Source organism: Terriglobus sp. RCC_193 (genome assembly GCF_041355105.1).
Lineage (GTDB): Bacteria > Acidobacteriota > Terriglobia > Terriglobales > Acidobacteriaceae > Terriglobus.
In genome coordinates, this window is the sequence record NZ_JBFUPK010000001.1 from 1,550,372 (window position 1) to 1,571,634 (window position 21,263).

Annotated in this window: 13 protein-coding genes; 9 read left to right on the forward strand and 4 right to left on the reverse strand. The window is 55.7% G+C overall.

Going from position 1 to position 21,263, the window contains the following annotated elements; all coding sequences use genetic code 11:
* Positions 1-337 precede the first annotated feature (337 nt).
* Both AB6729_RS06525 and AB6729_RS06530 read right to left on the reverse strand, forming a co-directional pair.
* Positions 338-607: a hypothetical protein gene (locus AB6729_RS06525; protein ID WP_371080768.1), complete on the reverse strand. Its 270-nt coding sequence runs from the start codon at positions 605-607 to the stop codon at positions 338-340.
* Positions 608-622: 15 nt separating this feature from the next.
* Positions 623-2,359, reverse strand: coding sequence for a sodium:solute symporter family protein (locus AB6729_RS06530; RefSeq protein ID WP_371080770.1), 1,737 nt, complete (start codon positions 2,357-2,359; stop codon positions 623-625).
* Positions 2,360-2,846: 487 nt separating this feature from the next.
* On the opposite strand from AB6729_RS06530, the gene AB6729_RS06535 reads away from it, so the two are divergent.
* From AB6729_RS06535 to xylA, 9 genes are all read left to right on the forward strand, one after another.
* Positions 2,847-6,140: a carboxypeptidase regulatory-like domain-containing protein gene (locus AB6729_RS06535; RefSeq protein ID WP_371080771.1), complete on the forward strand. Its 3,294-nt coding sequence runs from the start codon at positions 2,847-2,849 to the stop codon at positions 6,138-6,140.
* Positions 6,141-6,400: 260 nt separating this feature from the next.
* Complete coding sequence (locus AB6729_RS06540) at positions 6,401-7,249, forward strand: cytochrome c (RefSeq protein ID WP_371080772.1); 849 nt, start codon at positions 6,401-6,403, stop codon at positions 7,247-7,249.
* 13 nt (positions 7,250-7,262) lie between these two features.
* Positions 7,263-8,846 (forward strand): acido-empty-quinoprotein group A, encoded by a 1,584-nt coding sequence (locus AB6729_RS06545; protein ID WP_371080773.1) that lies wholly within the window; start codon positions 7,263-7,265, stop codon positions 8,844-8,846.
* Between the two features lie 16 nt (positions 8,847-8,862).
* The gene (locus tag AB6729_RS06550; protein WP_371080774.1) at positions 8,863-9,888 is read left to right on the forward strand and encodes a ThuA domain-containing protein; all 1,026 of its coding nucleotides are present in this window, start codon (positions 8,863-8,865) and stop codon (positions 9,886-9,888) included.
* 28 nt (positions 9,889-9,916) lie between these two features.
* A complete protein-coding gene (locus AB6729_RS06555) occupies positions 9,917-10,969 on the forward strand; it encodes a sugar phosphate isomerase/epimerase family protein (protein WP_371080775.1) in 1,053 nt (350 codons plus the stop codon).
* Between the two features lie 18 nt (positions 10,970-10,987).
* Positions 10,988-12,139, forward strand: a complete 1,152-nt coding sequence (locus AB6729_RS06560) for a Gfo/Idh/MocA family protein (protein ID WP_371080776.1) — start codon at positions 10,988-10,990, stop codon at positions 12,137-12,139.
* 49 nt (positions 12,140-12,188) lie between these two features.
* A complete protein-coding gene (locus AB6729_RS06565; RefSeq protein ID WP_371080777.1) occupies positions 12,189-13,436 on the forward strand; it encodes an ROK family protein in 1,248 nt (415 codons plus the stop codon).
* A 199-nt stretch (positions 13,437-13,635) separates the two neighbouring features.
* A complete protein-coding gene (gene xylB / locus AB6729_RS06570; protein ID WP_371080778.1) occupies positions 13,636-15,135 on the forward strand; it encodes a xylulokinase in 1,500 nt (499 codons plus the stop codon).
* A 23-nt stretch (positions 15,136-15,158) separates the two neighbouring features.
* On the forward strand, positions 15,159-16,481 hold the full coding sequence (xylA, locus tag AB6729_RS06575) for a xylose isomerase (protein ID WP_371080779.1): 1,323 nt from the start codon (positions 15,159-15,161) through the stop codon (positions 16,479-16,481).
* 62 nt (positions 16,482-16,543) lie between these two features.
* Here xylA and AB6729_RS06580 read toward each other — a convergent pair whose 3' ends face one another.
* On the reverse strand, positions 16,544-18,010 hold the full coding sequence (locus AB6729_RS06580; RefSeq protein WP_371080780.1) for an NAD-dependent succinate-semialdehyde dehydrogenase: 1,467 nt from the start codon (positions 18,008-18,010) through the stop codon (positions 16,544-16,546).
* 80 nt (positions 18,011-18,090) lie between these two features.
* Complete coding sequence (locus AB6729_RS06585) at positions 18,091-21,261, reverse strand: efflux RND transporter permease subunit (protein WP_371080781.1); 3,171 nt, start codon at positions 21,259-21,261, stop codon at positions 18,091-18,093.
* Between the last annotated feature and the right edge of the window lie 2 nt (positions 21,262-21,263).

Sequence of the window (21,263 nt, forward strand, 5' to 3'; positions counted from 1 at the left end):
GCAGCCAAAAAGACAAACAGGAGCATCATCTTCAACCCCGCGCGTCCACAGAAGATCATGGCTGGCACCAAGCCGAAGGCATCGAGAACACTGTCAAGCCCCCAAGCCACCCAACCACAACAAACCAAAGGAAATACACTTGGCGGGCTATTTCCCCCAAACCACTAAAATAGAAACAGAGAGAAAAAGGGCCGCGCAAAGCGCGGCCCTAACCCATTTAGAAAGAAGATTTTGCCCCTAACCCCAATGGGCAGACGATTTTAGCGACCACCAAAACCGTAACCCACATAAAAAGAGTACTTTAGGAAAACAAGGGGGAAGGGGGTACCCCCCTCCTTCACCGTCCGCTTCCCGGTCGAAACCGGATGGTATAGAACGCTCCGAAGATCGTCATCAGCAGTCCCCACCAGAATGTCGCATGCAGGTTCGCCAGCACCACCGCAGGCGGATGGGAGAACTCATAGATCCCCACCGGCGTCAGCACCAACCCATACCCCAGGCAAAGCACGCCGACAAAAAGCCAAAGCGACAGTGGTTCCTTCGGCTTCACAACCCGATCACCGATCGAAGCGTGTACTTGATGAATCTCAGCAGTATTGTGTTCCATCGTTTCCCCGCTCCTTTACCAGAAGAGAATGTTCAGGCCAATAAACACGAGCGATACAACGCCCGCCCAGAAGATCGGCTTCTGCCACAGCGTCCGCGCACCATCATGCGGAATCACCGTCGCACCATAGACAAGGCCATTCAACTCCTCGTCCGATTTGGGCTTGGTCATCAGGCTCACCGCAACGGTCACAATCACGCAGATGATCCAGCTCCACATCGCGCGGTACATGTTCTCCGCCATCGGCTGCGCATCGGCAGAGAGCGCGATGCGCGCCAGCGCCTTCGCGCCGCCAAGCTGCACATACGTGAACATGGCAATGGAACTGAGCGTTCCCGCCAGCAGGCCCCAGAAACCGCCCTGCTTCGTAGCCCGCTTCCACAGCATGCCCAGAATCACCGTGCCGAACAGCGGGGCAATGAAGAAGGAGAACAGCGCCTGCACGTAATCCATGATGGAACCCGCACGCGCCACAAGGTACGCCGTGCCAATCGACACCAGCATACCCACAACCGTCGACCAGCGACCCATCGACACATAGTGCTTGTCCGGTGCATTCCGCTTGATGTATGCGCCGTAGATGTCATACGTCCAGACCGTGGAGAACGCCGACACGTTGCCCGCCATACCACTCATGAACCCCGCAACCAACGCCGTAATGCCCAACCCCAGCAAACCCGGCCCACAGTAGCGGATCAGCATCAGCGGCAACACCTCGTCATACGAGTGCTGACCGGTAGCGCGGGCAATATCACCCGGAACAAGGTGCATCAGCGATCCATCCGGGTTCTTGAGTACCGCCAACGCCAGCAGTCCCGGCACGATGACGATCAGTGGCACCGCCATCTTGAACGCCGCACCAATCACGGGCGCCATCTTGGCCGCGCGCAGGTCCTTGGCGCTCAGCACACGTTGCACGACGAGGAAGTCAGTCGTCCAGTAACCGAAGGAGATGATCGCGCCCAGACCGAAGACGATACCGGTCCAGTGAATCCCCATCGGGTTGCCCTTGAAGGTGCCCAGCGTGGACCACAGATGCGTGTAGTCGTTGCTACCCACGTTATGAGCAATCTGTGCCTTCAGGTTGGTCCAGCCACCAGCCTCGATCAGGCCAAGGATCGGGATCAGCGCCGCACCGGCCCAGATCAGGACGAACTGCAGCACCTCATTGATGATGGCCGACCGCAGTCCGCCTAACATGACGTAGATCGCCACAGTGATCGCGCCAATCCAGATGGAAAAGGTGATGTTCCATCCCAGCACGGTCTGCATGACCACGGCCATGGCATACATGTTCACGCCACTCATCAGGATGGTCATGAAGCCGAAGCTGATAGCGGCCAGTCCACGCGCGCCCTCACCGAACCGCAACTGCAGGTAGCCCGGCACCGAGTGCGTCTTGGAGATGTAGTAGAACGGCATCATCACAATGCCCAGGAACAGCATGGCAGGGATGGCGCCGATCCAGTACCAGTGCGTCGCCAGGATGCCGTACTGGTAAGCGGACCCCGCCCACCCCATCAGCTCCAGCGACCCCAGATTCGCCGAAACAAAACTGAGACCGGCAATCCAGGCGGTCATCTCACGGCCGGCGAGGAAGAACTCTTCGCTCGTGTTGGTGCCGCCCTTCACATAGAAGCCGATGAACAGCACCATGACGAAGTACAGCGCGAGGATCACAATGTCGATCCCGGAAAGGTTCGTAAGCTGTGACGCCAGCAGTGCCGCCGTCACAGGGTGAGCGAAGGGCATTCCCTGTTTCTCCTTGAGACAGACAGTGTGCCCCATAAACGACTCTCTGCGCCAGAGACAGAGAGCAAGCCACCCCTCCGATTTGTCCCTGGACCGTCAGGTTTTCCGCTTCTCTGTGCTTGAATCGCCTTCAAAAGTCGTTTCAGACGCATCCCCGGCAATAATTCGCTTCGCTGCAAAAAATACTTTTGAAGGTCATACCACGGGACTATTCTTCGCTCCCCGGAGCCCATTTATCCCAGCCCGAGATGGGTGCCATCGCTGACCAATCAGTCGCATTTACCGTCATTCCACCCGATTTTCCCACTGTGGAAATAGTAAATTCCTCATTTTCGTCTTGACAGTCGCATTCATGGTTCCTATATAGTTTGCGCCGCGTACAAAACCAGTGATTGTCTTGCTCCAGAAAGCTGGAGCTCTATTAGCAACGCTAGTTTCACTTTTCGCGGTGCGCATGCAATACGCGGAAAGATTTCGAGGGGGTCACATGAAGCGTGGAATCATCATTCCAATTGTTCTCGCCTGCGTTTCTGCAGGCGTGGCAAGAGGCCAGGTAACCGATAGCCAATCCATCTCCGGAACCGTGACGGATGCAACCGGCGCGTCCGTTCCTGGCGCGTCCGTCACAGTCACGAACGAAGCAACAAAAATCTCTGTCACGGTGAAGACGAACGGGGACGGCTTGTATAACGCCCTGAACCTTCCCGTGGGCACATACACCATTTCCACCACGATGGACGGATTCAAGAAGTCTGTTGTTACCGGTGTGGCTCTGGACGTGGGTGGGAAGCCTGCAGTGCCAGTGCAACTTCAAGTCGGCGGCGTGGGCGAATCCGTCGAGGTAAAGGCCGAAAGCGTAATGATCCAGACGACCACCGCGGAAATCGGCGGCGTCGTCACCAGCACGGAAGCTACGCAGATTCAGCTCAACGGACGTAACTACATCCAGTTGATCACCCTGCAGCCTGGCGTTTCGCAGACGGTGGCCAGCGGCTTTGCCATCTCCGGCACGTATGGCGTCAACGGCAACTCGCAATCCGTAAACGGTATCCGTACAGACTCGATGAACTTCTTCATCGACGGCGTGGACAACAAGGACAACGGCGGCGGCGGCAACAACTTCGTCAACATCTCGCCGGATTCGTTGCAGCAGTTCCGTAACGTGGCATCCGCATACGATGCCAGTTATGGCGGCTCGTCAGGTGCGACTGTCTCGGTGGCCATTAAGAGTGGCGGTCAGAGCTTTCATGGCAACGTCTACGAGTACATCCGTAACGATGCCATTCAAGCCTATCCCTTCCGGGCTCTGAGTTCGTACAGTGTTGCTCCGGTAAAAGCGCCGCTTCGCTATAACGATTTCGGATGGACCCTGGGCGGACCCATTTATATCCCTGGGCACTTCAACGCCAGCAAGGAAAAGCTGTTCTTCTTCGCCGGACAAGAGTACAAGCGGTTGCGCACCTCTTCGGTCCAGAACGCAACAGTCCCAACACCTGCAGCAATTGCTGCGGCAATCGCTACCGGGCCAAGCACCGCAACGGGACGCGCAATTGCAGCAAGCGTTCTGCAGGACCCAAGTGGCAACTTCCGTTACCTGAGTCTTGGGAACAACGATCAATCGGAATGGCTGATCAAGGTTGACTACCACATGAACGAAAAAAATCAGTTCAGTGGTTCCTACGTTCATGACAATGTGAAGGTCGTCGGTAATCCCACAAACTTTGTTATTTATGATCGCCTCATTCCAGGTTTGACCTCGAATGCGCGCTGGATTCATACGATCAGTTCGAAGGCAGTAAACACTGCAGTGGGATCTTTTTCTGGGAACGTCATTAACGAAGGTGTTAATATCCGCCCCAATCCGCAACTAGGGAAAGCTGTCACGCGCGCCGCTTACGGAATGACATACGCGACGCTCTATAACGCATCCACTTACATGCCTCAGACCAGCATCACCGGATATGGCAACCCGGGAACGACACCGCGCCAGTTTGACAACTATCAGCGCATTTACGCACTGAAGGATGACCTATCGATCGTCGTTGGGAATCACTCGATGAAGACAGGTGCTTACTTCTGGCGTGCACGTAAAAATCAGACCGCTCCGCCACAATTGAATGGTGCATTCACCTTTGCGAACCTAGCAGGACTTGTGGCGGGTAACTACACCGCTTACAGCGAAGGTAGCAGCATCCCTCAGATTCAGGCACGTTTTACACAATTTGAAACCTATTTCCAGGATGACTGGACCCTTAGTCGGCGTTTAACGCTGAATATGGGGCTGCGGTGGCAATACATGCCACCTATCAGCAGCTGGCCAAATAACACCGCCTTCTTCGATCCCAACTTTTTTGATCCTACAAAGGCGGCCACAGTTAGCCCAACCACTGGCTTTATCACCTCGAACCCAGCCCCTTATAACGGACTTATCCTTCCCGGTTCGGGCTTCTCGGATAAAGCAAAGCAAGTGGTCGCTCCCAGCGTCTACAACAATCCGCAGGTGACCGCTCTATTCCACGGCCTGCCCGCTGGGCTTATCAACACCGTCTACAACACTTTCGCACCACGTGTTGGCTTTGCCTATGACCTTACCGGGAAGCAGGACACGGTTATCCGCGGTGGCTACGGAATGTCCTACGAGCGCGTCGAAGGAAATTACATCTATGGTGCTTCTTCCCAGCTTCCCTTTGTTGCGGTCGCCAGCCTCAGCGCAGGCAATGCCGACTCGCTCGGTTCCAATGGGACACTAACGGCCCCCCAGAACATCGGTAATTCAGGCGCTCGAAACCTCAACCCTCCTCGCATCAGCAACTACAGCTTGGGAGTGCAACACAAACTATTCAACAATACCTCCCTAGAAATGAACTACGTGGGATCTCGTTCTACCAACTTGACCTATCGCAAAAACCTGAACCAAGGAGCGCCGGGAACTGAACAAGCGAACCCTACCTGCGCCTCGCAACGCAACGTATGCCGTCCCTACACGGGTTACGGAGAAATTTACCAATATACAAACGGTTCTCATTCCAACTACAACTCGTTCCAGACTCGCCTACAGACCCGCTTTACTCATGGAGGCCTGGTCAGTTTGGCCTTTACGTGGTCGAAGTGCTTAGCAATGGGTTCCAGCTTTGACTATCAGCCACAAGACAGTAACAGCCTTGCAGCAGACTATGGTCCGTGCACCTTCAATCAACCGAAGATCTTTGTGGCGAGCTACGTGTATCCACTGCCTTTCTGGCAGCATGAACACGAATGGTACAAAGCGGCTTTGGGTGGTTGGCAGGTATCCGGCATTACTCGTATTGCGAACGGGCTACCCATCAACATAGTCCAACCCTCAGGCATTTCCGTGGCGGGTAACCTCGTCACGACATCCAACGTCGCACAGCGTCCTAATCTCGTTCCTGGAGTTAGTCCGTATGCACACAATGGTAAGCAATATCTCAACTACGCAGCCTTCACACAGCCAGCACCCGGGACCTATGGGAACCTTGGTTATGCAGCAATCAAAGGACCGTTATTTAACAATTGGGACGTAGCTCTGCAAAAGAACATTCCGATTCATGAATCCATTGGTGCGGAATTCCGTGCTGAAATGTTCAATGCACCAAACCACCTCTCGCCCTTCAGTGTGGGTGGAACATTGGGCACCTTCGCCGGTGGCACGTACCAGCCGAACTACAGTCCATCGACCGGTGCCTTCCAGAACTCCTTTGGACAGATCACAGGCGCGGCTGATCCACGTACGGTTGAGTTTGTCCTTCGCATCAACTTCTAAAACGCTTATTTCTCCAGGAGGCCCCGGGACATCTCGGGGCCTTTTCTTTTCTTCGAACGCAATAAACCGAAGGCTTGCTATTACCCTCTGTTTACAGGCAATTCAGACATCGATTCCGCTTGACACGTGCAACAATACGAACCTATATTCTCAGACGAGAAATAAATCTTTTCTATCCTCTTTCCATCTGCGATTGTCTGGAGACATGCCGGCGATCACTGTCACTGCTGTACGGGATACGCAAGAACGGAAACCTTGTGATGAATCTGTTGACGAAATGTGCTGTTTCAGCCGGACTGCTGACGATGGCATTTGCTTCCCTTCCAAACCTCACCGCGCAAAACGCCAATGCTCTACGCCCACAGGGGGCACGGCCACAGGTCTCCGTCGGATCGCAGGGGCCACTGCCGGTACATGCGAAATTCACCGAGCAGCAGATTGAAAACGGTGGAACGCTGTTCCTGCAGAACTGCGCTTTCTGCCACGGCAAGGATGCCAGTGGCGGCGAGAGCGGACCTGATCTGACGCGATCGAAAGTCGTCTCAGGCGACAAAGAAGGCGAAGGCATTGGCCAGGTGGTGCGCAATGGGCGGCTCGACAAGGGTATGCCGCGCTTCAACCTTGGCGACTCCGAGATTCTGAGCCTTGTTGCCTTCATCCACTCGCAGCAGGATAAAGCCATGTCGGAGACCGGTAACCGCAAAGGTGTGGAAGAGAGCGATCTGCACACGGGCAACGCTGGCGCTGGCAAGAAGTATTTCGAAACGACTGGCGGCTGCGTGAAGTGTCACTCCACCACCGGCGATCTCGCCAAGGTGGCATCGCGCTACAGCGGCCTGCAATTGCTGCAGCAGATGCTGTATCCGCGGCAGGCGAAGGCCACCGTATCCGTGAAGACAGCCAGTGGCCAGACCTACGATGGTCCGCTGGAGTACAAGGATGAATTTCATATCGGCATGAAGGACAGCTTCGGCGTGTATCACTCCTGGCCTGTCTCCGCGGTGACGCTCAAGATCAGCAATCCCGCAGAGCAGCATGTGGAGATCATGAGCAAGTACACCGATAAGGACATGCATGACGTCCTCGCCTACATCCAGACATTGAAGTAATTCAGGGGTTCCCGTGAAGCATTGGTTTAAGAGCGTTCGAGTCCTATCGCTGGTTGCGGTGTGTGCATTGGGAGCATCCGCACAGTCCGTTGATTTCAACATGCTGAAGAATCCGCCGAAGGATAGCTGGCCCGGCTTTCACGGCGATTACAGCGGTCGCCGTCACAGCCCGCTGACGCAGATTCACACCAGCAACGTGCAGAACATGACGCTGGCGTGGACCTTTCAGACAGGCCAGACACAGCCCCTCAAGGCCACCCCCATTCTTGTGGACGGCATCCTGTATTTCACACTGCCGGACAACATCTGGGCGATTGATGCGCGCACCGGCCATACCATCTGGCACTTCTCTGCACCGCCAAACAAAGCATTCCACATTGGCCAGCGTGGCGTCAGCATCCTGAAGGACAAGCTCTACTACATGTCCAGCGACGCGCATGCGATGGCGCTTGATGCGAAGACCGGAAAAGTGCTGTGGGATGTCGTGGTAGCCGACTCGAATAAAGGACAGTGGTCCACCATGTCACCACTGATTATCGGCAACCATGTCATCGTGGGGGCTTCGGGTGACTTCGATAACCTGCAGGGTTTCATTCGTTCGCTTGATCCAGACACGGGCGCAACGCAGTGGAACTGGGTGGCCACCGATCCGGTTGGCACCAAGGGCAAGACGACCGGCGGCAACGTTTGGATGACGGGCACGTACGATCCTGATCTGCATTTGATGTATTGGGGGACCGGTAATCCGACGCCGGTACTCAATGGCAAGCCGCGTCCCGGCGACAACCTGTACACATGCAGCATCGTGGCGCTTGACCCAGATACGGGGACGCTGAAGTGGGCTTTCCAGCCTTCGCCGCATGACACGCATGACTGGGATGCAGTTGAAATTCCGGTTCTGGCCGATGTGGACTTCAAAGGACAAAAGCGCAAAGTGCTGATGCAGGCATCGCGCAATGGCTACTTCTTTGTGATTGATCGCACAAATGGCAAGTCCCTGGTGACTGCTCCGTTTGGCCCGGTGAACTGGTCCAAGGGTGTGGATGAACGCGGCGAACCGATTCCTGATCCCGAGAAGGAGCCGGCTCCGGATGGACGTCTGATCGCACCGGACGAGGGCGGTTTAACGAACTTCCGTTCTCCCAGCTTCGATCCAAAAACTGGACTGTTCATTGTGAGCGCGTCACCCAGCTACAGCGTGTATTTCAGCAAACCGGCAGACGGAGCCTACGGTTGGGCAGGCGCGGATTACAGCGTGTGGAGCAAGGGCGTCCTCGAAGCCATCGACTATCGCACCGGCAAGATTCGCTGGTCGCATGAGCTTGGCCGCCGCGCTGGTTCTGGCGTACTCACGACCGAGGGTGGCCTGACCTTCAGCGGCGATGCGGACGGCAATTTCCTTGGCCTGGATACAGCCACCGGCAAAACACTGTGGCATGCAGGCACTGGCGGCAACATCTCGTCCACACCCATCACCTACGAGCTGGATGGCAAGCAGGTGGTGCTGATGAGCAGCGGCAGCGTGATGTATGCATGGACACTGCCCGGTTCTCCGGCAGCAGCCAAAGGTACGGGCACGAAGAAAGCGGCGAAATAGCCGCGGGAGCAGTTCCATGAAGAAGTTCGGAATGGCAATCATGGCCAGCGTATTGTGCGCTGGACAGGCATGGGCAGCACAGCACATCCGCGTTCTGATTGTGGATGGTGAAAGCGCCGCTCCGTATCACAACTGGGCCGCCATTACGCCTGTTCTGAAGAAGGAGCTGGATGAGGTCGGCATCTTCGATACGGAAGTGCTCACGGCCCCGCCAAAGGGTGCTGACTTCAGCAGCTTCCATCCGGACTGGAGCAAGTATGGCGTCATTGTGCTGAACTATGACGCACCGGACGAGCGCTGGCCAGATGACGTCAAGACCAGCTTCGAACAGTACATGAAAAATGGTGGTGGCCTCGTCACCATTCACGCAGCGGATAACGCGTTTCCGCAGTGGAAGGCTTTCAACCAGATGATCGGCGTAGGGGGCTGGCGTGGACGCAAAGAAGATGCTGGTCCGCATTGGGTCTGGAAGGATGGCAAGATGACTCCTCTCGAAGACCCCGGCCATTATGCAACTCACGGCCAGCGCATCCCCTTTGTGGTGACCGTACGAGACACATCGAATCCGGTTATGCGTGGTCTTCCGAAAACGTGGATGCACATTGGCGATGAACTGTATGCGAACCTCCGCGGTCCCGGCGGTATGACGGTTCTAGCCACAGCCTATTCCGATCCCAAGAATCACGGCACCGGCTACGACGAACCAATGGTGATGACCTCGACCTTTGGCAAGGGACGCACCTTCCACACGGCATGGGGACATGATGTCTATGCACAAAGCTCCACCGACTCCGTCGTGTTGTTTCAGCGCGGTGTGGAGTGGGCGGCTACCGGCAAAGTCACACAGGCTGTGCCAGCCAGCTTCCCCACGGCGAACACCGTGAGCTTCCGTGCCGATCTGGCTGCGATGGATCCGAACGCGGCAAAAGGTGCCAATCCGCTGGATATGACCCTGCCTGCGCGTCCCATGGGACCTCGTCCGGTAGGTGCTCCCGGTGCTGCAGCGCCCGGTACGCCGACACAGGCACCTCCGCAACGGTAATATTGTCGGGAACGCCGCAGGAGATTTCATGAAGACGATCAAGGGGCCGGCCATCTTTCTGGCTCAGTTTGCGGGCGATGAAGCGCCCTTCAACAACCTGAACGAGATTGCACAGTGGGCCGCATCACTCGGCTATAAGGGCGTCCAGATTCCCAGTTGGGATGGACGCCTGTTTGACCTGAAGAAGGCGGCGGAGAGCAAGACCTACTGCGATGAGGTGCTTGGAACACTTGCATCACACGGAGTTGCGCTAACCGAGCTTTCCACGCACCTGCAGGGCCAGCTTGTTGCCGTGCATCCTGCGTACGATGCCCTCTTTGACAGCTTCGCCCCTGAGGAAGTTCATAACAATCCGAAAGCACGCGCGGAATGGGCCGTGCAGCAGCTCACGTACGCAGCAAAGGCCTCGGCAAACCTGGGATTAAAGGCACACGCGACTTTCTCCGGTGCACTGGCATGGCCGTATCTCTATCCCTGGCCGCAGCGCCCTGCGGGACTGGTAGAAACTGCTTTTGGCGAACTGGCCAAGCGCTGGACGCCGATCCTGAACACCTTCGATGAAAACGGTATCGACCTCTGCTACGAGATTCATCCCGGCGAAGACCTGCATGATGGCGCTTCGTTCGAGATGTTCCTGGAAGCAGTCAAAAATCATCCGCGCTGCAACCTGCTCTTTGATCCAAGCCACTTCGTTCTGCAGCAATTGGATTATCTGGAATACATCGACCTGTATCACGAGCGCATCCGCATGTTCCATGTAAAGGATGCGGAGTTCCGTCCATCAGGACGACAGGGCGTTTACGGTGGATTCCAGTCGTGGGCGAACCGCGCAGGACGCTTCCGTTCGCTCGGTGATGGTCAGGTGGATTTCGGCGCCATCTTCTCCAAGCTGACACAGTACGGCTTCGATGGTTGGGCTGTGCTGGAATGGGAATGCTGCATCAAGGATTCCGCGCAGGGTGCTCGCGAAGGCGCTCCGTTCATTGCGAAGCACATCATCCAGGCGGTCGATAGAGCGTTCGACGATTTTGCAGGAGCGGAAACGGACCCCGCCATGCTGCGCAAACTGCTGGGTCTGTAAGAGGAGATCGAAAGAATCATGGCAAAGCTGCAACGACGTCTTCGTCTGGGTATGGTGGGCGGTGGCCCGGGAGCCTTCATCGGCGCGGTGCACCGCATGGCCGCACGCCTGGACGACCGCTTTGAACTGGTGGCTGCGGCCCTCTCCTCCGATCCGGAAAAGTCAAAGAGTTTCGCAAAAGAAATCCACGTTCCGCGTGCTTACGGAAGCTATCAGGAGATGGCAGAGGCCGAAGCGAAGCATCCGGAGCCCATCGACGTAGTCGCCATCGTTACGCCGAACAGCACGCATTACCCCGTTGCAAAAGCATTTCTCAACGCGGGTATTCCCGTTATGTGCGACAAGCCCATGACGATGACCGTGGAAGAAGCGGAGGATCTGGCGGCGATCATACAGAAGACCGGTCTCACCTTCGGTCTGACGCATACGTACTCCGGCTATCCCATGGTGCGCCAGATGCGCGAGATGATTCTGGACGGTGCGCTGGGTAAGATCCGCATGATCAACGTGGCCTACGTGCAGGGCTGGCTCTCCACTCCGGTGGAACAGACTGGCGCAAAGCAAGCCGCATGGCGCACAGACCCAACGAAGAGCGGTAAGGGCGGAGCGCTGGGCGATATTGCCACACATGCTTATCACCTCGCTCTTTTCACCACCGGCCTGAAGGCGGAATCCATCGCTGCTGATGTGACCACCTTCGTCCCGGGCCGCCGCCTCGACGACAACGTACAAGCCATGATCCGTTTTGAAGGGGGAGCCAAGGCTTCTCTGGTCGCCTCGCAGATCGCCGCAGGCATTGAGAATGACCTCACGCTTCATATCCACGGCGAGCTCGGCAGCTTTGAGTGGCATCAGGAAAACCCGAACTATCTTATCCACTCGCCCCTGAACGAAGCACCCCGCACCATTACGCGCGGCGGCCCGGCAGCGGGTCCCTGGGCGGCGTACAGCACACGTGTTCCCTCTGGCCATCCGGAAGGCTATCTGGAGGCATTCGGTCAGCTCTACAAGGACCTGGCAGAACTGCTGGAAGCCAAACTGGAGAACCGTGAACCGAATCTGATATCGAAGCTATTGCCAGACGTGCAGGACGGTGTTCGTGGCATGCGTTTCATCGATGCCGTGCTTGCCTCCGCGGAAAACGGTTCAGTATGGACAAAGCTATCGTGATGACACCGAGAAAACCGGCGAAATGGCGTAGCATGTTGGAAATACACTCATGAAGCCATCTGCACCCAGGCAAAACGGTACTCGTCCCATGCGCGGTGTTCGCAGGATCGACCTTGCCTCGGTACAGCCAGCTTCGAGCGAGATAGCACGCGATATTAATCGCGACATCATCCTGGAACTGATCCGCTTCAAACAACCCCTGGCCCGGGCAGACCTGTCGCGTCTGTCCGGGTTACGTCCCAGCACGGTCTCCAAGATCGTGGAACAGCTTGTGCAGGAAAACTGGGTACAGGAAGGCGCCGTCATCAAGGCAGCGCGCGGGCGCCCATCCACCATGCTCGCCGTCAACAGCGCCATGGTTACATTCGCACTGGACCTGCGACCAGATCGCGCCATTCTTGCAGTGGTGGATCTCAGCGGGCGTTTTCTTTCACGCGAAACGATTCCCATATATTCCGATCTGGCTCGCACAGTTGCACAGATAGGCAAACGCATGCGTGCCCTGCGCGAAGAACATTCCACCAAGTCGTTCGAGGGGGTCGGTGTGAGCCTGCCCGGCCGTATGCATCCCGTTACGCAACGCGTGTTGCTGGCACCGAACATGAAGTGGCACGACTTCGATCTGAAATCCGCACTCGAAAAAGAATCCGGCCTGCAGGTGGAAATCGACAACGATGCGAATGTCTGCCTGATCTCCGAGCTCTGGTACGGGCGGCTGGAAGGCGTCACGAACGTGGTACTGGTTGCCGTTGCGGAAGGCGTGGGAGCCGCGATTCTCGCCGGCGGTCACATGCAATCCGGATACAACGGACTTGCCGGTGAATTTGGCCACGTATCGGTTGATCCCGCCGGCCCGCAGTGCCAATGCGGACAAAACGGATGCTGGGAGATGGTGTCGTCTTCTCGTGCGGCGATCCGCTATTACAACGCAGGCAGCCGCAAGAAGGTACAGAACATTTATGAGTTGCTGCGCCTGATGGAAGATGGCGATGCACTGGCAAGAGAAGCCATCACAGAACAGGCCCGCGCTCTTGGGCGTGGCCTTCGCATGGTCACAGCCACTCTCTCGCCAGAGCTGATTCTTGTTGTCGGTGACATTACCGCGGCATGGGATCTCTGCGGGCCCATCATTGAACATGAACTTTCCTCGTCCATGCTTGCCGGAGATGCACCACAACTCCGTGCAGCGGGTGATGCAGAACTGGCACGCCTGAGCGGAGGCGCAGCCATGCTGATGCAGCGTCACGCGGGTTATCACCGTTCTACACACGAACGCGCCCAGACCATACCTGCATGATCCAACTGGAACAATAAACGCTGGCATTACTTCTTCTCCGGGAGTAATCTCTCTCGCGGCAGAATGCGGCGTTGCGCGTTGACATGGCCTAGGCCGGAACATATATTTTCTGGTATAAACAAAATCGGCTTTCGCTGAAGTTCCAACTTGACGGGAAATCCGCGAACAGCCAGCACGACGCATGAGAGGAAGCACACAAATGTACCTTGGAATTGATTGCGGTACCCAGGGCACAAAAGCTCTCCTCATCGACCTACACGGCAAAGCGCATGGCCGCGGCTATGCAAAACACGCGTTGATCGAGCGCGACAACGGGGCACGCGAACAGGAACCGCGCTGGTGGGTGGATGCTCTTATCGCCTCGGTACAGCAGGCAGTTTCGGCCAACGGCAAAGACGTTGTTGCGCTCTCCGTTTCTGGCCAGCAGCATGGGCTCGTTATCCTGGACGAACAGAAGAATGTAATTCGTCCTGCGAAGCTTTGGAACGACACGGAAACTGCCGCTCAGAATGCTGCGTTGATTGAGAAGCTCGGCGGTGCATCGGCTGTTCTGGAACGCTACGGCATTCTTCCACTCACCGGTTACACCGTATCCAAACTACTTTGGATCAAAGAAAACGAGCCGGGGAACTTCGCGCGGATTCGTCATATTCTTCTGCCGCATGAATACTTAAACTTCTGGCTGACAGGAAACATCGTCGCAGAATACGGTGACGCTTCCGGCACAGCATTCTTCGACGTGCGAACACGCACATGGATCGGGGAAATTCTCGACGCGATCGACGATGGCTCGGGCCTGCTGCGTGCAGCACTGCCCCCCTTGGTAGGAGCGGACGCTATTGTCGGAATAGTTCGTCCTGATGTTGCCGCGGAACTTGGAATTTCTCCTCAGTGTGTTGTGGCAAGTGGTGGCGGCGACAACATGATGGGCGCCATTGGCACGGGTAATGTGCGTGAAGGCGTGGTTACGTTAAGCCTGGGCACCTCATCCACGGTATATTCCTATCGCGATACTCCACTGGCTGCCACCAACGGCAGCGTAGCTCCGTTCTGTTCGTCTTCTGGTGGCTGGTTGCCACTGGTTTGCACCATGAACGCCACGAACGTGGTCACGCAAACCTTGCACCTGCTGGGTCTCACCGTAGAAGACATTGACCCCATCCTTGCGGACACGCAACCCGGCGCAGGTGGACTAACGTTCCTTCCCTTTCTTAATGGCGAACGCACACCCGATCTTCCCAACGCGCAAGGCAGTTTGCATGGCATCTCCGCGGTGAACTACTCACCTGCCAACCTGCTGCGCAGCGCGATTGAAGGCGTTACCTTTGGCATTCTTAACGGTCTTGATCTGATCCTGGACGGTAAGCCTGCAACGAAGATTCTGGTGATTGGCGGCGGCGCACGATCCAGGCAATGGCGCCAGATGCTGGCCGATGCCACAGGTGCCACAATTCAGGTTCCGCTGGAAGATGAAGCAGGATGCCTTGGTGCTGCGATCCAGGCTGTGTTCGCAAAATCTATTCAGAACGGCACGCCTGTTTCGTTCGTTGAACTGTGCGAGCGCATGGTCAAAGTTGATGAGTCCAAGACCGCGGAAGCCCGCGAAAGACATCTTTCTCTGTACCGTGCCGCAAGATATCGCTACAACATGTGCCTTTTTGCGGCCTATCCTGAATTGCAATCCGGCGCATCCCATTAACCCCTTCACGATTGGAGAATTCCTTGTCTGACACGTTGTTTCATGATCTGCCCACCGTGAAGTATGAAGGTCCCACCAGCACTAACGAGCTTGCTTATCAGTTCTATGACGCAGAGCGCGTCGTTCTGGGCAAGCCACTGAAGGATCATCTGCGCTTTGCGGTCGCTTACTGGCACTCCTTTGCCATGACCGGCACTGATCCGTTCGGCGGTTCAACCATTCATCGGCCCTGGATGGAAGCAGGCGATCCAATTGCGCAGGCAAAAGTTAAGGCTGATGCCGCATTCGAGCTCTTCCGCGTGCTGGATCTCCCCTTTTTCTGCTTCCATGATGCAGACATTGCGCCAGCAGAAGAGACGCTTGCGGGAACGCTGAAGAATCTGCACACCATTGCGGACTATCTGGGCGAAAAGATCAGCAAGTCGAACACGAAGTTGTTGTGGGGCACAGCGAACCTTTTCTCGCATCCGCGCTTCATGGCCGGCGCTTCCACCAATCCTGATCCGGACGTCTTTGCATGGTGCGCAGCCACGGTGAAGAACTGCATGGATGTTACGCAGCAGCTGGGTGGCTCCAACTATGTTCTGTGGGGTGGCCGCGAAGGTTATGAAACGCTGCTGAACACCGACATGAAGCAGGAACTGGAACAGATGGGCCGCTTTCTGTCGCTGGTGGTGGATTACAAGCACAAGATCGGTTTCAAAGGACAGATTCTCATTGAACCAAAGCCGAAGGAACCAACCTCGCACCAGTACGACTTCGATGCGGCAACGGTATACGGCTTCCTGAAGAAGTTCGGTCTGGAAAACGAAGTTCGCGTAAACCTGGAAGCAAACCATGCCACGTTGGCTGGCCACACCTTTGAGCATGAGATTGCGACGGCGGGTGCGCTCGGCATTCTAGGCTCACTCGACATCAACCGCGGCGATGCCCTGCTGGGCTGGGACACCGACCAGTTCCCCAACGACCTGTGGACCATGACGATGGCCATGTATCAGGTCATCAAGGCCGGCGGTCTGGGCGTGGGTGGCATGAATTTTGATGCAAAGGTGCGCCGCCAGAGCTTTACGCCGGAAGACCTGGTCTATGCGCATGTTGGCGGGGTGGATCTGTGCGCACGCGCTTTCCTGAAGGCAGCCAGCATCATTGAAGAAGGCACGTACGATAAGGTGATTACCGATCGTTACGCAGGCTGGCAGACACCGGAAGCTCAGGCCATGCTTACCGGTAAGAAGACACTGGATGAGATTGCAGAGGATGCCTTGAAGAACAGCATCCAACCGCAGCCGCGTTCCGGACGCCAGGAGCAGGTTGAAAACCTGCTGGCACGGCGTATCTACTCATAATCCCTTTCGGAGCTAACAGAAAGAGGCATAGCGGAAGCTGTGCCTCTTTCTATTTCCACCACTCAAAGACCGGAGTGGAGAACGTATTTCACCTCCAGATATTCGTCGATACCGAGGTGCGATCCTTCCCTCCCCAGGCCCGACTGTTTCATGCCGCCAAATGGTGCAGCTTCAGTGGATAGGATGCCGGAATTCACTGCGACCATGCCGTACTCCAAGGCTTCTGACACGCGCCATACGCGTCCGATATCTCGCGTATAGATATACGCAGCCAGCCCGAACTCCGTGTCATTGGCCTGGTGGATGGCATCTTCTTCATTGCTGAAGCGGAAAAGCGGCGCGACCGGACCGAACACTTCTTCTTTTGCAATCTTCATATCGAATCGCACATCCCCAATAACAGTTGGCTGAAAGAACCGCCCGCCAAGTTCATGACGATCACCACCGACAAGGACTGAAGCTCCTTTCGCAACTGCATCTGCGATATGCGATTCCACCTTGCGAACTGCAGACTCGTTAATGAGCGGACCCTGCATCACATCAGCTTCTGTTCCAACGCCTACTTTGAGCTTCCGGACCGCGTCGCAAAGCTTCTCTGCAAACTGCTTATAGATAGATTCCTGAACATAGAGGCGATTCGCGCAAACGCAGGTCTGGCCGGAATTTCGATACTTCGATTGCATTGCGCCTTCCACAGCGGCATCAAGATCCGCATCTTCAAACACCAGAAACGGGGCATTTCCTCCTAATTCGAGCGATAGTTTCTTGATGGACGGAGCACACTGGGCCATCAGCAATCGGCCTGTAGCAGTTGACCCAGTAAACGACAACTTGCGTACCGTTGTGTTGCTGGTAAGTTCTTTACCGATGGCAACAGGATCGCCAGTAATGACGGAAAGGACACCTACGGGAACGCCTGCGCGAGCAGCCAGTTCTGCCATCGCCAGAGCCGTGAGTGGTGTCGCTTCCGCAGGCTTCACGATGATGGGACAGCCGGCCGCCAAGGCAGGAGCCACTTTGCGCGTGATCATGGCCGCAGGAAAGTTCCAGGGTGTGATGGCCGCACATACACCTACCGATTCCTTCAACACCACCACGCGGCTTCGTGGCCATGGACTGGGAACCACCTCACCGTAGACACGTTTTCCTTCTTCGGCAAACCAATCCAGAAAAGAAGCGGCGTATTGAATCTCGCCCTTTGCTTCGGCAAGCGGCTTGCCTTGTTCCGCGGTGAGAATCCACGCAAGATCATCTGCGTGCACAAGCATCAGATCGTACCAGCGACGAAGAATCAGCCCGCGTTCTTTCGCAGTTTTGTTTCGCCACATTGGCCATGCAGCGCGAGCAGCATCAATGGCACGACGTGTCTCCGCTTCAGCCATCTTCGGCACGCTGGCCAGCAGTGTGCCGTCTGCGGGATTGTGCACATCAAACGTTTCACCGCTGTCAGCATCTGCCCATACGCCGGCGATAAATGCCTTCGTCCGAAAGAGTGAAGCTTCCTTCAGCCCACCAGTGCCGATCACCATATGTACCCGCGCCTCCAATGGTCCGCTTCACCATTGTGATGCAAGACGCGACGCGTGAGTCTGCACAAGATGAGGTCAGCTTATGAAACGCAGGGTGCTGCTCCCTGCACGTGATCCTCATCTTCTGATGACAAAGGCACGTCCTTTCCCTCGAACAGGGGGTACACAACGGGCACCAGCAGAAGCGTTAGAGCTGTAGAAGTAACCAGTCCACCGATAACAACGATTGCGAGGGGCCGCTGAATCTCCGATCCCGGGCCTGTCGCAAACAGGAATGGCACAAGTCCCAGCGCCGCCACAGTGGCCGTCATCATGACGGGGCGAAAACGCAAAGCAGTGCCTTCGCGAATTGCCTCAGCCTGGGATCGCCCTTCGTAACGGAGCTTCTTGATGTAGCTAACAAGAACGACTCCGTTCAATACTGCGATGCCCCAAAGCGCAATGAAGCCTACGGATGCCGGAACGGAAAGGTATTCACCCGTGACGAACAGACCGATAATGCCACCGATGGACGCCAGAGGCAGGACGGTAATGATCAGCGCCGCGTATCGCACGGACTTAAAGAGCACGAAGAGTAGAAAGAAAATGGCTGCAATCGTGATGGGGACAATAATCATCAAGTGATGCAGGGCACGTTCCATGTTATGGAACTGTCCTCCCCACTCAATGAAATAACCGGAAGGCAGCGGCACCTGCTGATCCACCTTCTGCTGCAACTCCTTCACATATCCGCCAAGGTCACGTCCCTGTACGTTCACACCCACGACGATGCGGCGTTTGCCCATGCTGCGGTTAATCAGAGCAGGGCCTTCCATCACCTTTACATCTGCGAGTTCCTTCAAGGGGAGGTGAGGCCCATCCGGCGAACTGATAAGTAGCTCTCGTACGTCTTCCACGCTGTCGCGCAGCCGCGCAGGAAGTCGTACCACTCCAGAAAATCGCCGCTCACCTTCGTAGATCTGCGTAGCGGACTTTCCTGCAATTGCTGTTTCAATCACTTCATTTACGTCCGATGCGTTAAGGCCGTAACGTGCGATCGCACCACGATTGATCTGGATCGTTAAGTACTGCTGGCCACCGACACGATCCACACGCGTATCCTGCGTGCCCGTAATGCTGCTCGCCACACGCGCGATATCGCCGGCTTTTTTCACCAACAAATTGAGATCGTCGCCATACAACATTACCGCTACATCTGCACGGACACCGGAAACCATTTCATCCACACGATCACTAATGGGTTGCGACATTACCAAGTTAATGCCGGGGAGTGTGGCAAGCTTTTCCCGTATCTGCTCTGCAATCCGATCCTGCGTCATCCCGCGTGGTCTTTCATCAAACGGCGTCAGGGATGCAAGTACGTCTGCTTCATTGGGGCCTGCAGGATCGGCCGGAGATTCACCACGTCCCACACGGCTGACAACATTCTCCACCCCCGGAACCTTGAGCATGAGGGCCTGCATCTGCTTTTCCATTCGCAGCGATTCATCCAACGAGATATTGGGAACACGATCCGCGTTGGGTGAGAGTGTCCCTTCCTGCATCTCCGGGATGAACGATGTGCCCAGGAATGGGAACAGGCACAATGACGCCACGAACAACGCAACGACACCGGCGATCATCCACCTGCGGTGGCGAGTGGCCCAATGAAGTAAAGACTGGTAGGGGCGACGCAGGATGCGCACTAGCCATGTGTCGTTTTCTGTTCCGCCTTTCAACAGATAGGAACACAGTACGGGCGAAAGTGTAAGCGAAAGCACCAGAGAAATGGCAAGCGCGATGGCGATGGTATACGCCAATGGCGCAAACATTTTTCCTTCCATCCCCTCCAGAGTCATCAGTGGGAGAAAGACGAGGATGATGATGGTAACGCCGAATACTGTGGGAGTCGCAACATCTCCAACCGCCTGCAGAACTATGTCGCACTTCCCGCGACGGCTCATTGGACGACCACCATGTGATGCATGGCTCAATGTTGCAAACACATTCTCCACCACCACGACAGAACCATCCACCATAAGACCAATGGCAATTGCCAGACCACCAAGCGACATCAGATTCGCTGAGATATGGAGATAGTTCATAGCCATAAACGTCAGCAGTGGCGTCAACACAAGATTGGCACTGACGATGAGACTGGAACGTAAATCGCCAAGGAAGAGGAAGAGAATAACAACGACCAGAACAATTCCCTCTCCCAGCACTTCAGTCACGGTATGTATCGCCGCATCCACAAGTTGCGAACGGTCGTAGTACGGAACAATCTGGAGGCCGTCAGGAATCATATGCCGCGTATTGATTTCTGCCACACGCTCTTTGACTCGACTGACAATTTCCTTTGCGTTACCACCACTGGTCATCAGAACGACGCCACCTACCGCCTCTGAATATCCGTTTTTCATCATGGCGCCATATCGAACTTCTGTTCCGATACGGACATCTGCCACATCACGGATATAAACCGGCGTTCCGCCTGTCTCTTTCAGAACGATATTGCGGATGTCATCGAGATCGCGAATTAGTCCCACACTACGGATCAGATATTGTTCTGCGTGTTGCGGCAGAACGCCCCCGCCTTCATTCGCATTGTTGTGCGATAGAGCGGAACTCACATCATGAATCGTCAGGTTGTAATAATGCAATTTCTGAGGATCGACAAGAGTTTCATACTGCTTGACGAATCCTCCGGTGGAGTTAATTTCTGCAACACCGGATATGGAGCGCAGCAACGGTCGAACAATCCAATCCTGGAGAGTACGCCGCTGGATGAGTTCCTCTTGTGTCAGCACATGCTTGGCTTCCGCTTCACCTGGAACTTCCAACGTGTATTGATACACCTCACCCAATGCATTTGTAATGGGGCCGAGCACCGGAGTTACACCCTCCGGCATACGATCTCGCAATTCCGCGAGGCGCTCAGAGATCATCTGGCGTTCACGAAAGAGATCACTCTCATCACTGAAGACCAGCGTAATCAGCGAGAGTCCCGGCTTATTCAGCGAACGCATGTCCGTCATACCTGGCAACCCAGTCATGGCGATTTCGATAGGTACCGTAACAAAGCGTTCTACTTCCTCAGGACTTTTCCCAGTAGCCTCAGTCGCAATCTGAACCTGTACATTTGCAACATCCGGAAAAGCATCCACAGAAAGATGCTTTGCCGCATTCAGGCCAAAGCCAAGCAGAACGCATGTGACGACAACCAGGATGAGACGCTGCCGCAGAGCGCCTGCGATAAGGCGTTGCAGCATAC